The following is a 14,525-nucleotide window of genomic DNA, read 5'->3' as shown; positions in this document are numbered from 1 at the left end:
TTATGATCCGCGTGTACTAGTCGACATAGTACAAGCGGATGCGTTCCGCACGCCTGCGCGAACGTGCGGAACGAAAGGATGATGCCCATGTGGCTTCAGGTGGATCCGCGAGCGCCCACGCCCGTCTACCAGCAGATTGTGGACGGGGTCAAAGCGGCGGTGGCCGCCGGTTGGCTCGCGCCAGGGGATCGCCTGCCCTCCGTGCGTGACCTCGCCGTGGCGCTCGCCGTCAACCACAACACCGTGGCAAAGGCGTATCAGGAACTCGAGCGAAGCCGCGTCATCGAGGTCATCCGCGGAAGAGGCACGTTCGTGACGAGGCCAAGCCGTACCCCTCCGGACGCTGCCGAGCGAATGGAGAAGCTGCGCGACGCACTTAGGCTGGCGTGGATCGAGGCGTACCACCTTGGGCTGACGGATGCCGAGTTCGAGCGCATGTTTCACCAGGCGGGCGAAGCGGCGCGAGGTCGTGCGGACATGGAAGGGGTGTAGATGAGCAACGTGCTCGCGGTTAGAAACGTATCCAAGCAAATGGGCGGCCGCCACGCGCTCTCCTCCGTCTCATTCTCGGTCCATCACGGCAGCATCCACGCTTTGCTCGGGGCCAACGGGTCGGGCAAGACGACGATGTTGCGCGTGCTCGCCGGACTGTATCGACCGGACGCGGGCGAGATCGACTGGATGGGGCAATGCGTCTTGCCGTGGGCCGATCCGGCGTGGCGAACCGAGTTGGCGCTGGTCGACCCGCTGATCTCGCCGCCGGGCCGGCTCACCCTGGAAGAATGGGGCGCTCTCGGCGCGCGCATGTACGCGAACTGGGACGAGCATCGATTCATCACACTCATCACGAACCTTGAGCTGCCCAGGAAGGAGCGCATTCGCCGCCTATCGCTCGGCATGCTCACGCAGGCGAAGCTGGCGTTCGCCCTTGCGGTGCGGCCGCGCTTGCTCCTGCTCGACGAGCCCACGACGGGTTTGGATCCCGTGGTGCGGCGGCAGATGTGGCAGTGGCTGCTCGCCGAGATCGCAGACGCGGGCACGACGGCTGTGCTCGCAACCCACGACATCGACGACATGGAGCAGCTGGCGGATAGCGCGACGGTCTTCTTCAAGGGACGCGCGGTGTGGTCGGGCGAACTCGAGGAAGCCAAAGCGCAGTTCGCAAAAGTCGTCGTTCGGGCAACCGGGATTCGGGCCCTGGCGTCCCTGGCCCCCGCGGTCGCGTGGCAGACCTCCGGCCACGGCGAATGGAGCGCCATGGTGGAACGGGACGCGCTTCCTGCCCTGACCGCACAGCTGCGCGAAGCAGGTGTGAACCAAATGATGGTGCAGGAACGCCTGCCGCTCGACGAGTGGTTTCGCTGGCTCATGCGAAGGGAGGGATACGTGCGTGACAGCGACAAAATCTCGTAACGCCGTTTGGTGGTTCGCGTGGCGCACGCTCATGTGGTGGCTCATCGCAACGCCCTTTGTCCTGGCGCGCAACTGGCTCCTTCCCTTCCTGGACGCCCACTCCGCGGACCTCTTGCGCCAGAACCTGAGGGTCACGGCGATGGGCGCGGCCGCCAATCAGATGGATGCCGGCGTCTTCTGGGCCTTGCTCCTCGGCGTGCTGTCGCTTGGCCTCTTGACGCGCCGCGGCGAGCTGATGGCCTTGCTCGCCGGGCCCGTGCGCCGACAGGACGTGTACGTCATTCACGCGTGCCTGACGGGCGGTGGGCTCATTCTGGGCCAGCTCGTGGTGGCGTGCTACCTGTGCGGGCTTGACGCGCTTGTCGGCCTGCCTGCGCACCCGGCCCTGCTGGTCCACGTGCTCGTCAAGCGGCTGCTCCTGTACCTCGCGGCGTGGAGCGTCGGTCTCGCCGCCGGAGCCACCATCTCGAACGTCGTGATGGCCGTGATCGCCGCGTGTGGCGTCAGCGCATTCCCCGTCTATGTCGCCTTGCTCGCCGAATATTTGGGCGCCAAGTGGCTTGGCATACCGCCAGCCCACTTGTATCAGGCCATCGCGCAACTGTCGCCGTTTTCCCTATTGGACCAGGTCACGGGCGCCTCGCTCGCAGGTTACGCGCTGTGGTTTGTCGCCTGGATCCTCGGGTGGACATGGCTTGGGTTTCGGCTGTTCCAGCGCCTGCCGCTGGAGCACCTGTCCGAGGCCTTCCCATTTGAAGCCTATCGCTCGCTCTTGTTCCTCGGCATCGCGCTGTGCGCAAGCCTGGTCATCACCGTCTGGGTGGACCACGTCGTCGATCTCGGCCAGACCCGCACAGCGGCCGTCGAAGCGTTTGTCATCTGGCTCGCTGCGACGTGTGGCTTGTTGGCCGCACTCACATTCGGCCGCCGCCGGCGGTCACGGAGGTGGAAGGCTTGAACGTATTGCAGTTGTTTGATGTGAGCAAGCGCATCGGTTCGCGCGAGATCGTGCATCAGCTCAACATGACCGTCCGGGCAGGGGAGGTCTACGGGTTTCTCGGGCCGAACGGCGCGGGCAAGACCACGACCATCCGCATGATCGTCGGCCTCATCCGGCCCACCCGCGGCGCCATTCACGTCCTGGGCCATGACGTCGAGCGGGAGCCTGTGGCCGCCAAGCGATACCTCGGCGCCATCGTCGAAAATCCCGAGATGTATGGATACCTGACGGGCCGGCAGAACTTGTTGCACTTCGCGCGGCTCGCTGGTCTCGATGGCCCCTCGGCGCGCGCTCGGGTGGAGTACGTCGCCGAGCGCGTCGGCCTCAAGGCCCGCCTCGACGACAAGGTCAAGCGATACTCCCTCGGCATGCGCCAGCGCCTAGGCGTCGCGCAGGCCCTCCTCGGCGATCCCAAGCTGCTTGTGCTCGACGAACCCACGAACGGGCTCGATCCGGCTGGAATCCGCGAGTTCCGCGAACTCGTCCGGTCGCTGGCGGCGGAGGGCATGGCCGTGTTTGTGTCCAGCCACCTGCTGTCCGAAGTGGAGCAGATGTGCGATCGCGTCGCCGTGCTGCAGAACGGCAGCGTCATCGCGGAGGCAAAGGTTGACGAGCTGCGATCCCAAAGCGGCAGCGTTCGGCTGCGCGTGTCGCGGCCGAATGAAGCGGTGCTCTGGCTGCAGGCGCATGGTTACGACGTCGACGCATCGGGCGACGGCCTGACCCTGGCTCATCTCGACGACGCGCAGGTGGCCCGCACCCTCCGCCACCTCATGGACGCAGGATTCGAAATTTACGAGGCCGCGCGCACCGGCGGCTTGGAGCAATCGTTTCTCGCCCTCACAGGCGCAGGATCGGGAGGGGATCAAGCATGATGTTCATGCGCGTCGTCCAAAACGAGTGGATGAAGCTCGTCCGCCGCAGGCGGCTCACCGCCGTGATCGTGCTCGCGCTTTGTTTGGTGGGCATGTTTGGCCTGGGTGAGTTGCACGAAAAGCAGGTCTACAGCCGCGTCGCCGTGCAGGAAACGCCGGTGAGTCCCAACTGGCGCGCGCAGGCCGAGCAAATCCTCGCCGCATCGCAAGAACGGCTGAAGCAACTCGACCAGGCCCAAAGCGCCTCGGCGCCAAGCGCCACCCAAGCCGACACGCGCGCCTCGCTCCAACAGCAGGTCCAGGAGGCGCGATACCGCCTGAGCCGGGATGTCGCACCGCTCGCCCCGAATCGTGTCAACGCGTGGTCAGAAACGATTGACTTCCTTGGCCCGGTCAGCCGCATTTTTCTCCCGCTTCTCGTCATCGTGCTGGTCGGCGATATCGTGGCGGGCGAAATGACGCAGGGCACCATCAAGTTGCTTCTGGTGCGGCCCGTGAGAAGGCGCACGCTCTTGTGGGGAAAGTGGGCTATCGCCGCCGCGTCCTCGGCCGCGCTGTCGTTTCTCGTCTGCTTCGCGTTCCTCGCCACAGCGCTGGCCATCGACGGAGCGCAGGGCGGCTGGCAGCCCACATGGCTCAACGTGCACGTGAAGTTTTACAGCGCGCCGGGATCGCTGCAGCCCATTCCCGTCTCCAGCTACGATCACGCCGCCGTCTGGCCTATGTGGCAGGCATTCTTGCTGCAAAGCGCGCTCGTGGCCGCCGCCATGGTGGCTGTGGCCTCCATCGCGTTCACCTGCTCCGTCCTCCTGCCCTCCGCCATGGTCAGCACGTCCGCGGCCATGGGCACCATTATCATCGGCTACATGGTGGCCGCGATGGCGCGCGGGCAAAGCTGGGTCAAGGCCCTGTTCACGACGCACCTCAGCTTGTATGGAAATCTCGCCGGGGGCACCGCCTACAGCATCGGATCTCCCGTGACACTGCAGGAGGGGCTGTGGGTGCTCCTTCTTTGGACGGTGGTGCCGCTCGCGGTCGCCTTCGCCCGGTTTGGCCGCCAGGACGTGCTGAACGCCTGATGAAGCCGGAACACATGAAGGGCTTTGCCCCTCGCCTGTGCGTTGTCTGACTTGCAAAGCTAGGCCAAAGCGGCGACGATAGACAGGAGGAAAGGAGCCGGGATCGTGCAGCTTGCGCATTTTTCCATCCGCCGACCTGTCACCATCACCATGCTGATGATCGCCCTCGTCGCCGTGGGCCTGTTTTCCCTTCTCCACCTGCCGGAGGAGCTGTATCCGAAGCTCAACCTGCCCGTGGCCGCCGTGGTCACCTCGTGGAACGGCGCCTCGCCCGAAGAAGTCGAAAAGCAGATCTCCCATCCGCTCGAGCAGGCGCTCGAGGGGCTGTCGGGCGTCAACCTCATCGAGTCGCAGTCGACGGCCGGCAGTTCCCTCGTCATCGTCGAGTTCAACTACGGCGTCAACCTGGACGAGGAGCTCAACCAGATGCGCAGCCTCGTCAACCGCGTCGAGCAGGCGCTCCCTTCCGACGCCTCGACGCCGCTCGTCCAGCAGTTTGACCCCAACAGCCTGCCCATCATGCGGATCGCCGTGTACGGGTCGAAGCGCGTGCCGCTGCAGACCGTCTCCGACGCCGCCGCGAACGTCGTCGAACCTGCCATCGAGCGCCTGAACGGCGTCGCAGGTGTGCAGGAGGCCGGCGGGCTCGTGCGGCAGATCACCGTCCTGGTCGATCCCGACAAGCTCAAGGCCTACCACCTGAACATCGAGCAGGTGGTCAACGCCATTGCCGCCAACAATCTGTCGGCAGACGCGGGGCAGGTGCACAAAGGGACGCTCTTCATCCCTCTGCACGTCAGCGGAGAAATTTCGTCCCCGTCCGATCTCGGCCAGCTTCAAATCCCGCTTCCGTTGCGCGGCGCGGTGAAACTGAGTCAGATCGCGCAAATTCAGGACGGCCACGCGCCCATCGATCTCGTGAGCACCGTGAACGGCGCCCCCGCCGTCACGCTCTCCATCTCGCAGGCTTCGGACGCCAACATCGTCCAGGTCTCGAACAGCGTCTGGCAGGCACTTCCGAGCCTCGAGCAACAGCTGCCCCCGGGCGTGCACGTGGAGGTGCTGACGGACGACGCACAGCCCGTGCGCGACACCATCCACACCGTCGTCAACCACACGGTGCTTGGATTCATCTTTGGCATTCTCGTCATACTCCTCATCCTGCGCAGCGTGCGCTCGACCATCGTCGTCGCCGTGGCCATTCCCATCGCCACCCTGTCGACCTTCGCGCTCATGGCCGCGGCCGGACTGTCCATCAACTCCATCACGCTCGGGTCGCTCGCGGTCGGCCTGGGTTCACTCGTCGACTTTTCCATCGTCGTGCTCGAATCCATCTTCCGCTCCAGGCAGCGCGGCCTCTCGCCCATGGAGGCGGCGGTCGTCGGCACGGAAGAGGTCGGCCTCGCGGTCTTCGTCGCTGCGTGCGCGCAGGTGTGCGTGTTCGCGCCCTCCATCTTCGTCCCGGGCATCGCCGGCCAGTTCTTCCGCCCCCTGTCGCTCACCGTTTCGTTCTCGCACGTGGCGGCCCTGTTCGTGGCGCTCACCTTTACGCCCATGCTCGCCTCCCGCCTCCTGACCGGCCGGCGGTTCGAGGCGCCGGATCGCATTCCCGGCCTTGACGCGCCCATGCGCTGGTACGCGCCGTTCGACTGGTCGGCCCGGTTCATGCACGGCTTGACGCGGGTGTATCGGCGCCTGCTCGCCTTCAGCCTGTCCCACCGCAAGATCATCTTCGCGATCACGACCCTCATGTTCGTCGCGAGCGTGGCGATGGTGCCGAAGATCGGGTTTGAGCTCGTGCCCAATGTCGGCGAGGACGAGATGACCGTGAGCATCGAGACGCCGCCCGGCACGTCTCTCGCCGCAACGGAGCAGGTGGCCCAGCGCGTCGAAGCGCTCGCCCGCGCGCACCTGCACGGGATCGACCAAATCGACGCGCAGGTGGGCGGCAACAGCTACTCGGCCCTGCCCGCCACGAATCAGGCCACGCTGACCGTGCGCTTTCAAGACACCATCTCCAGCCGGGAGGTGGAGGACATGACCGCCCAGTTCAACCAGCTGACGCAGTCGTTTTCCGGGGCGACGGTCACGGCCTCCGCCGCGTCCGCGAATGGGGCGAGTGGGCCGGCGTCGGATCAGATTTCGGTCCAAATCCAGGGTCCCGACGTCGCAGAACTCACGCGGCTTGCCAACCAGGTCGCAGACGCCATGCGCCGCGTCCACGGGCTCGAAGACATCCAAAACGGCGCCACGACGGCGATGCCCAACGTCACCCTCAAGCTCGATCCGGCCCTGCTCGCCCAGTACGGACTCACGGCCCAGGCGGTCGAGAGCGTCTTGAAGGCCGACGTCGGCGGGCAAATCGCTTCGACGTACGACGTGAACGGCAACACGTACAACATCGTCGTCGAATTGCCGCCGAGCTACGCGCAAAACCTCGCCCACCTGCAGGATCTCACGGTGGAAAACCAGCAGGGCGTCATGGTTCCGGTCACGAAACTGGGCAGCGTCTCCGACGGGTTTGAGCCGCCGAGCATCACGCACATCAACGGCTTGCGGACCGTGGAGGTCAGCGCGACGCCGTACGGCATCACCGAGGGCCGGGCGCAGCTGGCGTTGTCCAAGGAGCTGAAGTCGATTCAGGTGCCACACGGATACAGCGTGGGATTCGGGCAAGGGGGCGCATTTTTGCGGCAGACCATGTTCGACATGCTGTGGGCTTTCGCGTTCTCGGTCGCGCTCTTGTACATGCTCATGGCGAGCTTGTTCGAGTCGCTCGTCACGCCGTTCGTCATCATGTTCTCGCTGCCGCCCACGTTTATCGGCGCGGCGCTCGGGCTCGTGCTCACCCATCGCTCGCTGAACGTCGATTCCGCCATCGGCGTCATCATGGTGATGGGCCTCGTCGCCAACAACGCGATTGTCCTCGTCGACTACGCGAATCGGCTGCGAAGAGGTGGCTCGAATTTGCGCGACGCCCTGATGGAGGCCGGTCCCGTCCGCCTGCGCCCCATCCTCATGAGCACCGCCACCACCGTCCTGGCGATGTTGCCCCTCGTCATCGGCTACGGCAAGGGCGCCGAGACGCTCGCCTCCATGGCGACGGTCATCGCCTTTGGCCTGACCTTCTCCACCATGGTCACGCTCTTGCTCGTGCCCGCGGTGTACCTCGCCATCAGCGGCAAGCGCGACAAACCAAAGCGGGCTGGCGCGGAGCCATCGGCTCCGTGACCAGCCCGGCCGTCACGGGACGAGTTCAACCGGCACCCCCAGAGCGCGCAGGTGATCAAAAAACGTCGGACATGTCTTGGAGACGCATCCCGGATCCTCAATCTCCAGCCCGTCGGCGCCAAGCGCCAGCACGGACAGCGCCATGGCCACGCGGTGATCGTCGTACGACGCGAGCACCGCGCGGCGGGGCGTCCCCGGCTCGATGCGCACGCCATCCTCGCGCTCCTCGGCGCGGACGCCCAGGCGCGAGAGCGTCTCCACAATCACGCGCAGGCGATCCGACTCGTGGTGCCGAATGTGGCCGACGCCCGTGATCTCAATCGGGCCATCCGCGAGCGGCGCGAGAAACGCGAGCGTGAGCGTCTGGTCCGACATCTCCTTCATGCTGATGGAAAAGCCGCCGCGCAGCTTCTCCGGCCCCCGCACTTCGATGCCCGCGCGAGACGATTTCACGTCGCAGCCCATCTTCGCGAGCACATCCACGAAATGGACGTCGGGCTGCCGGGTGTTCTGCGTGAGATTCGTCACCCGCACCCGTCCCCCCGTCGCGGCGGCCGCGGCGAAGAAATAGCAGGCCGTCGATGCATCCGCCTCGATGTCGTACGCGCGGCCGCGGTACCCACACGGCTCCACCGAGATGGAGGTGAGCTCATCGTCCGCACTGCAGCGCGCCCCGAAATCGCGCATCATGTCGAGCGTGATCTCGACATAGGCGTGTTGAACGATGTGATCGACAATCCGCACCTCGGTCGGGGCCTTCGCGTACGGAGCCGCGATGAGCACGCCGCTCACAAACTGCGACGATTGCGCCCCCGACATCTCCACCGCGCCGCCCGACAGGCCCCGCGCCCGCAGGCGGATGGGCAACGTCTCCGGCCGCTCGAGCGGCACAATGTCGGCCCCCAGCGTGCGGAGTGCCCGAAACAATTCGCCCATCGGCCGCTCGTTCATGCGCCTGCTTCCGCGGATCTCGTACTCGCCGCTCGAGGCCGCGAGCGCGGCCGTCAGAAACCGCGCCGTCGTCCCACCCGCGCCCGTGTACACCGCGGTTCGGCTCGCGGGAAACCGGCCGTTTGCCCCCTGAATGCGGACGCGATCGCCCTCCACGTCGACCCGGACGCCGAGCGAACGCAGCGCCTCGATGCACCAGTAGGCGTCGTCGCTCTGCAAAATGCCCGACAGCACCGACTCGCCGTCGGCCAAGGCCGCGATGACGAGCGCACGGTTGGTCACACTCTTCGATCCCGGCACGCGCACGTCCGCGTCAACCCGCCCCGGCATCGGCCCCACGCGGGCCAGGCGATACCCTTCGAGCGCCCAGGGCGATCTCGCCTCGAGGTCTGCACCGTGCTTCGCGTCCATCCTCACGGCACCCGCCGGATCTTCTCGGCGATGGGCGTGCGCGGCTTCGCGGGCGGTACCTCTGCCGGATAGCCCAACCCAATGATATTGGCAATCTCGTACTCGTCCGACACGCCGAGGACCTCGCGCGCATGCTCTTGCCAACCGATGGAGGTCCAGCGAATGCCTGCGCCGTGGGCTTCCGCCACAAGGCTCAGGTTTTCCAGGAAGCACGACACCGCCATCAGGTTTTCGTCGCGCTCGATTTGCGACGCCCCCCGCTTCGAGAGCACCGCGAGCACCACCGGCGCATCGCCAAAATTCGCACCGTGCCGGAGATTCATCCGAGCTTCCGGCCCCACGACGATGATCTCCCACGGCTCGGTCATCTTGTGATTGGGCGCATTCGCCGCCTCCTGCAACCAGCTCATCCACGTCGCCTCATCGATGGGGTCCGGCTTGAACAGCTTGATGTGCCGGCGCCCTCGAATCGCCTCCAAAACCTCCATGCCTCTCCCCCCAAGCGTTCATTGCGATCCCGCGGCCCGCCGAGCGCGGCGCCACAGGGACAGATCTCGTCCGAGGATGGCCTCGAGTCGGTCGATATCCGGCGCAAAAAAGGCGGCCAGCTCTTCGCGAAGGTCCGGCTCCATCTCCATGCGCCCAAGCACCATCGACTTGGCGCGGTTGCCAAGGCGCTCGCGCACGCTCGCCGGAATGAAGGGCTTCACGATCTCCTTCAGCGCGTTTGGCTTCGCGATGAAGTTGTAAATCGATCTCGACTTCGGAATGCCAGACTCGTTGTGGCGGACGGAGGTATCCGGGACGAAGTCCGTGGACACGCCGAGAAACGCGCAGCAGTCCCTGACCACCTGAACCGGATCGCGCGCGAACTCCTCGAACAGGATCACCTTGACCTGCTCCGGACCAAACACGTCGAGATACCGCTTGACCTGCGCCGCATACAGGCCGACGGCACGATAATACCACAGCGGCTCGTAGTGTTGGCGGATGCGCTCCTCCTCCTTGGCAAGCGACTCGCGGAACGGGAGCGTCTCGCGCTCGTCTCGCACGAGGTGCATGTACGCGGAGAAGGCGCGATCGACCGGATTCCGCAGCATGATGAGGATCTTCGCGTCCGGATACGCCTCTCGAATGCGCCTGGCCGTGCCCGGGTAGAACAGGTAAAATACGGACGCCTCGCCGACGGCGCGCTCGCCCTTGTGGCCATCGAACAGCTTCAGGTACGCCTCTTCGTCGCGAATGGTGTACAGGTTCATGCCCTCGTCGCCGGGGCCTGTGAAACGCTCGGGAAAATCAGGAATGGAGAAGAAGTGAGCCTCTTTTTTCGGCGGAATGTAGATGTCCGGGTGCTGGCTCAGGTACCTGTCGAGCGAGCTCGTCCCGCTCTTCGCCGCACCCACGATGAAAAAGTTGGGCCGCGCCACGTCCATCCCCTACCTTTCCCCGGCCGCTCGTTCGCCGGCGCGCTGCGCCGATGCGCCGAGCAGGCCGCGCTGCTCAAGGTGATGGAGAATGGCCCGCACGCACTCCCGGAGCGGCGTTCGATCCGTCTGGACCATGACATCCGGGCGGATGGGCGGCTCGTAGGGATCGTCGATGCCCGTGAAGCCCTTGATCTCCCCGGCCAGCGCGCGCTTGTACAGCCCCTTGGGATCCCGCGATCTGCACACCTCGACGGGACAATCGACAAACACCTCGATGAACTCCCCAGGCTCAAACATCGCCCGCGCTGCCTCGCGATCCCGCCGATACGGCGAAATGAGGCCGCAGATGGCGATGATCCCCGCGTCGACGAACAGCTTCGCGACCTCCGCCGTTCGGCGGATGTTCTCCGCGCGATGCTCAGGCGAAAAGCCGAGATCGCGATTCAGACCGTGGCGGAGGTTGTCCCCGTCCAAGAGATACGTGCGCACGCCGCGCTCGTGGAGCGCGAGTTCGAGCGCGCCGGCAATCGTGGATTTGCCCGATCCCGACAGCCCTGTGAGCCACACGACACAACTGGAGTGCCCGTTCAACCGGCGCCTGTCCGCCTTCGTCACCGGCGTCGGCTGCCACACGATGGTGTTCATCACTCACCCTCACTTCATGCGTGTCTCCCCCAACAGACGCTCCATGTGGGCCGCGAGTTCCCCCACGACCTGTTCGCTGGAATACGCCATGGGCACGGGCACGGAAAACGACTCGCCGCGCTCAAACGCGTCCATCAGCGCCACGATGGCCGACGCGATCCCGTCGACGTCGCGCGGGCTCACGACGGGATGGCCCTCGGCGCGAAGGACGTCCGCGGCGGTCCCCTCCACGTCCGTAATACCCAGTATTTTCCTACCGGCGCCCAAATAATCGATCAGCTTGGAGGCCAGAAACGGATTCCGGCCCGTGGGCGACGGCGCATCAATGAGGAGCAACACGTCGGCGCGCCGCATCCGCGCGAGGCTCTCCAGGTACGAGACGCGCCCCTTGCGGATGGGAACGGGCGATTGCGCCACCAGCGGCTCGAACTTGGACTCCACGTTGCCGTAGAACTCGACGGCGACCCGCTGCCTCATGTCCGGGCGCGCGGCAAGGGCTCGCGCCAAGCCTGCGAGAAACGGCTCGGGTGAACGCTGGCCGTAGAAATCGCCCAGATACGCAAAGAGCAGCTTGTCGGCCGCCTCGGCCGGGCGCGCGACGTGCGCAGGGTACAGCTCTGGCATGAAGTGATGGGGCAGGATGATCGACTTCTTCGCGACGGAACTCTGCGGGTACAGCTGCTCGTACTGCTCCAAGATCTCGCGCGTGGGAAACACGAGCGCGTCGGCCTTGGCAACCACCGCGCGCTCATGGGCCTCATCGAACGCCTTGCGCCGCGCCGTGCGCCCGACGTGGTACGGATTGTGCGCCCACGGATCGCTGAACTGGGCGATCCACGGCTTGCCCGTCGCCAACTTCCAGCGAAGCGCGAGCAGGTGGCTCGCCCCAGGCTGGGACCGGCTGTAGATCAGATCCACGGGCGCATCGGGCGCGCCAGGCGCGCGCCGCTCCCATAGCCACGCCTCGTCGACGAATCGCCCGAGAACCTTTTCCACGGCGCGGCGCGGCTTGTAGGCGGCGGGCAGCCACGTCGGAAGGCGCCTGACCTCGATGTCACTCGGCAACTCGAGGGTGTTGTCGGCCGACGCCACGTTGGCCGTGACCAATCGCAGGGAAAACGAGCTGCGAAGCACCTGGAGCGTCTTCCACACCAGAATCGATTCAGCGTTCAGCACAGGCGGCGCGTGGTACGAAATGACGGTGACGTTGGGTTTCTCGGTCGGCAACGGATGCTCCTCCTGTCCGAAAGGTACATCCGTAGTATAGCGAAAGCGCTCGCCTCCAGCGTCAAGCGCCCGGCAGCCAGCCCAGTGGCTCGCGCGGCGGCTCCAGCGTGGGGCGCGCGTACAAGTAGCCCTGTTGCCACGTGTACCCAAGCTCCAGGAGCTTCGTCGCGTCCTCCGGCCGCTCCACCCCTTCTGCCAAGAGCTTGATGCCGAGCGATCTCGCCACGCGCGCGAGCCCTTCCGCCACTCGCTGCTTGTCGCGATCGACCGCGACGTGATCGACAAACCGGCGGTCCAACTTGACGACATCTGGCTGAAGCGCCCGGAGCATGCGTTCGTCGCTATAGCCCTCGCCGAAGTCGTCGAGGGCGTACCGCACGCCCCGCCGACGATAAAAGGAGAGAATGGCGCGCAGGTGCTCCACGTCATCCACGCGCTCGGTCTCCACCACTTCGAACACCAGGCGGGCGTGCGCGACGGCGTGGCGATCCGCCGCGGCAAACGTGGACCGCAGGCAGTGCTCGGGCACATAGATGGACGTCGGGATAAAGTTGACAAACACGTCCCAGTCCTTCGGCAGCCGGCTCGCCGACGAAATGGCCTCGATCCGGCAGGCGCGATCGAGCGCAAACAGCCGCGCCTGGTCGCGCGCCGCGTCGAAGAGTGCCCCTGGTGAGATCCAGCTGCCGTCCTGCGCCTGCGCGCGAACCAGCATCTCGCACGCGACGATGGCCCCTCGCGTCAAGTCCACGATCGGCTGCATGGCCATGCGGATGGCTCCCCTGGCCAAGAGCTCGTCGATCCAAACCGGGGGCAGCCCCTCGACAAACGCATCGAAGGCCTGCTCGGGCGCGCCCGAGCCATCGGCCTCCCCGCTTCGAACCCGCCACGCGCGCGTATCGAACACCTCGCGCCAATACGCGGCGCGCGCCGCAAACACGTCAGGGGGCATATGGACGGTCGTGTCGTCCGACCAGTGAACGGAACGCGCCGACGCCAGCGAGCGCCTCACGCCCTCCGCATCCGCCGGGCCCACCTGCAGCCGTATGCCGCCTTGCGAAACTGAGCATCCTGGACATTCCATCTCGAAAACCTCCGCGCCATCATTCTATGCTGATCCCCTTCGCCCGTAGATTTTCGAGACATTCGGCGAGATACCTCTCGTCGTGCTCCGGGTAGATCGGCGATGACGCGGCGTAGCGGGCGGGATCGACGTCCGCGCGAGGCGCGCGCTTGCCGCGGAAAGCGGGATCGCGCCAGGCGGGATCGACATGATACCCGCGCCGCTCCATCTCATCCATGATGAGGGTGTGGTACTGCACCAAGTACTCGTACGGATGTTGAAACACGTAGTTGACCGTCGCGTGAGGCCGATTCCAGCCCAGCCCGCGCAGCGCGCAGCACTCCCGGTGTTGGCCCAGGAGTTGGGCGCGCGGCAAGCGCGGGATCAGCGCTTCATGCCAGAGCCGCACAGGAACATGCTCCCCTCTGCGAAGCGGCCATGGCGCGCTGTTGGAGGGCTTATCGCCTTCATCCATCAGCGTACCTGACCAACCTTGAAATTTTCTTGAGGAATTTTTGAGATTCGCGCAGCGCAAAGCGCGGGCCCTTTTTTTTCCGAGCGCGCCTACGCGCTCGCGCGGGCCGGAGGCTCCTGCGGCGGCCCGGTGCGCGGAAGATGCCAGTTCCACCGCACGGACAGCATGCGCAAAAGGGCGACCAAAACGAACAGCACGTACTCCTCCCACGCCTGGCGCACGAGCCCCAGGCCCACCGCGGCGCCGGCCAAGAGAGCCCAGATGGCGTAGATTTCGGTCTGAAAGACCAGCGGCTTGCGCGAGGCGAGCAGATCTCGGATGAGTCCTCCGCCAATTCCTGTCATGAGCGCGGCCACGACGGTCGTCACAAACGTGCTGTGCGCCTTGTAGGCGAACATGGCGCCTTCCACCGCAAATGCGGCGAGCCCAATGGCATCAAAAAACGTGACGATCCGGCGAAAGCGATGCAGACAGCCGTAGGGGAGCACGAGGACCGCCGTGATCGTCAAGGCGGCCGTGACGAACAGCACGGGCTGGTGCCAAATCTGTGCCACCGGCAGGCCGACGATGAGGTTGCGGATCATGCCGCCGCCGAACGCCGCCACAAACCCTAAGACGTAGACGCCCAGCCAATCGTATCGCTCTTCCGTGGCGACGATGGCACCACTCAGGGCAAACGCGATGGTTCCGATGACATTGAGCACGCTCCAGACGATGACCCATTCCTC

At 65.6% G+C, this 14,525-nt stretch carries 14 protein-coding genes; 6 read left to right on the top strand and 8 right to left on the bottom strand.

Features of this window, described 5'->3' with window-relative positions; all coding sequences use genetic code 11:
• The first annotated feature begins 87 nt into the window (after positions 1–87).
• The 6 genes from BW934_RS11670 (at position 88) to BW934_RS11645 (ending at position 7,598) form a co-directional block, all read left to right on the top strand.
• Positions 88–492 carry a GntR family transcriptional regulator gene (locus tag BW934_RS11670; protein WP_234969758.1) on the top strand — a complete coding sequence of 135 codons (405 nt, stop codon included), beginning with the start codon at positions 88–90 and terminating at the stop codon, positions 490–492.
• Complete coding sequence (locus BW934_RS11665; RefSeq protein ID WP_076348287.1) at positions 493–1,413, top strand: ABC transporter ATP-binding protein; 921 nt, start codon at positions 493–495, stop codon at positions 1,411–1,413.
• The gene (locus BW934_RS11660) at positions 1,391–2,371 is read left to right on the top strand and encodes a hypothetical protein (protein ID WP_234969756.1); all 981 of its coding nucleotides are present in this window, start codon (positions 1,391–1,393) and stop codon (positions 2,369–2,371) included. The genes BW934_RS11665 and BW934_RS11660 overlap by 23 nt, the downstream gene beginning before the upstream one ends.
• Complete coding sequence (locus tag BW934_RS11655) at positions 2,368–3,288, top strand: ABC transporter ATP-binding protein (protein WP_076348285.1); 921 nt, start codon at positions 2,368–2,370, stop codon at positions 3,286–3,288. Before BW934_RS11660 ends, BW934_RS11655 begins: the two co-directional genes overlap by 4 nt.
• Positions 3,285–4,367 (top strand): ABC transporter permease subunit, encoded by a 1,083-nt coding sequence (locus tag BW934_RS11650; protein WP_076348283.1) that lies wholly within the window; start codon positions 3,285–3,287, stop codon positions 4,365–4,367. The genes BW934_RS11655 and BW934_RS11650 overlap by 4 nt, the downstream gene beginning before the upstream one ends.
• 105 nt (positions 4,368–4,472) lie before the next feature.
• On the top strand, positions 4,473–7,598 hold the full coding sequence (locus BW934_RS11645; protein ID WP_076348281.1) for an efflux RND transporter permease subunit: 3,126 nt from the start codon (positions 4,473–4,475) through the stop codon (positions 7,596–7,598).
• Between the two features lie 12 nt (positions 7,599–7,610).
• On the opposite strand, the gene aroA is transcribed toward BW934_RS11645, so the two are convergent.
• The 8 genes from aroA to BW934_RS11605 form a co-directional block, all read right to left on the bottom strand.
• Complete coding sequence (gene aroA, locus BW934_RS11640; protein WP_076348279.1) at positions 7,611–8,960, bottom strand: 3-phosphoshikimate 1-carboxyvinyltransferase; 1,350 nt, start codon at positions 8,958–8,960, stop codon at positions 7,611–7,613.
• Between the two features lie 2 nt (positions 8,961–8,962).
• Positions 8,963–9,448, bottom strand: coding sequence for a nitroreductase family protein (locus BW934_RS11635; protein ID WP_076348277.1), 486 nt, complete (start codon positions 9,446–9,448; stop codon positions 8,963–8,965).
• 18 nt (positions 9,449–9,466) lie between these two features.
• Complete coding sequence (locus BW934_RS11630; RefSeq protein WP_076348275.1) at positions 9,467–10,393, bottom strand: sulfotransferase family protein; 927 nt, start codon at positions 10,391–10,393, stop codon at positions 9,467–9,469.
• A gap of 3 nt (positions 10,394–10,396) precedes the next feature.
• Positions 10,397–11,032: an adenylyl-sulfate kinase gene (gene cysC, locus BW934_RS11625; RefSeq protein WP_076348273.1), complete on the bottom strand. Its 636-nt coding sequence runs from the start codon at positions 11,030–11,032 to the stop codon at positions 10,397–10,399.
• A gap of 9 nt (positions 11,033–11,041) precedes the next feature.
• A complete protein-coding gene (locus BW934_RS11620; RefSeq protein WP_076348271.1) occupies positions 11,042–12,259 on the bottom strand; it encodes a glycosyltransferase in 1,218 nt (405 codons plus the stop codon).
• A gap of 61 nt (positions 12,260–12,320) precedes the next feature.
• On the bottom strand, positions 12,321–13,343 hold the full coding sequence (locus tag BW934_RS11615; RefSeq protein WP_076348269.1) for an EAL domain-containing protein: 1,023 nt from the start codon (positions 13,341–13,343) through the stop codon (positions 12,321–12,323).
• A gap of 19 nt (positions 13,344–13,362) precedes the next feature.
• On the bottom strand, positions 13,363–13,731 hold the full coding sequence (locus BW934_RS11610; RefSeq protein ID WP_076348267.1) for a TIGR02328 family protein: 369 nt from the start codon (positions 13,729–13,731) through the stop codon (positions 13,363–13,365).
• Positions 13,732–13,886: 155 nt separating this feature from the next.
• Positions 13,887–14,501, bottom strand: a complete 615-nt coding sequence (locus BW934_RS11605; protein WP_084182588.1) for a trimeric intracellular cation channel family protein — start codon at positions 14,499–14,501, stop codon at positions 13,887–13,889.
• Between the last annotated feature and the right edge of the window lie 24 nt (positions 14,502–14,525).

The organism is Alicyclobacillus vulcanalis (assembly GCF_900156755.1).
Lineage (GTDB): Bacteria > Bacillota > Bacilli > Alicyclobacillales > Alicyclobacillaceae > Alicyclobacillus > Alicyclobacillus vulcanalis.
Note: the sequence above shows the minus strand (reverse complement) of the source record. Positions and strands in the feature narration are given on the sequence as shown.

What these genes read in the sequence shown, in the direction of transcription:
- BW934_RS11615 (WP_076348269.1), bottom strand. Translation starts at nt 13,343, where the DNA reads ATGGAATGTCCAGGATGCTCAGTTTCGCAAGGCGGCATACGGCTGCAG.
- BW934_RS11670 (WP_234969758.1), top strand. Translation starts at nt 88, where the DNA reads ATGTGGCTTCAGGTGGATCCGCGAGCGCCCACGCCCGTCTACCAGCAG.
- BW934_RS11650 (WP_076348283.1), top strand. Translation starts at nt 3,285, where the DNA reads ATGATGTTCATGCGCGTCGTCCAAAACGAGTGGATGAAGCTCGTCCGC.
- BW934_RS11665 (WP_076348287.1), top strand. Translation starts at nt 493, where the DNA reads ATGAGCAACGTGCTCGCGGTTAGAAACGTATCCAAGCAAATGGGCGGC.
- aroA (WP_076348279.1), bottom strand. Translation starts at nt 8,960, where the DNA reads ATGGACGCGAAGCACGGTGCAGACCTCGAGGCGAGATCGCCCTGGGCG.
- BW934_RS11630 (WP_076348275.1), bottom strand. Translation starts at nt 10,393, where the DNA reads ATGGACGTGGCGCGGCCCAACTTTTTCATCGTGGGTGCGGCGAAGAGC.
- cysC (WP_076348273.1), bottom strand. Translation starts at nt 11,032, where the DNA reads ATGAACACCATCGTGTGGCAGCCGACGCCGGTGACGAAGGCGGACAGG.
- BW934_RS11635 (WP_076348277.1), bottom strand. Translation starts at nt 9,448, where the DNA reads ATGGAGGTTTTGGAGGCGATTCGAGGGCGCCGGCACATCAAGCTGTTC.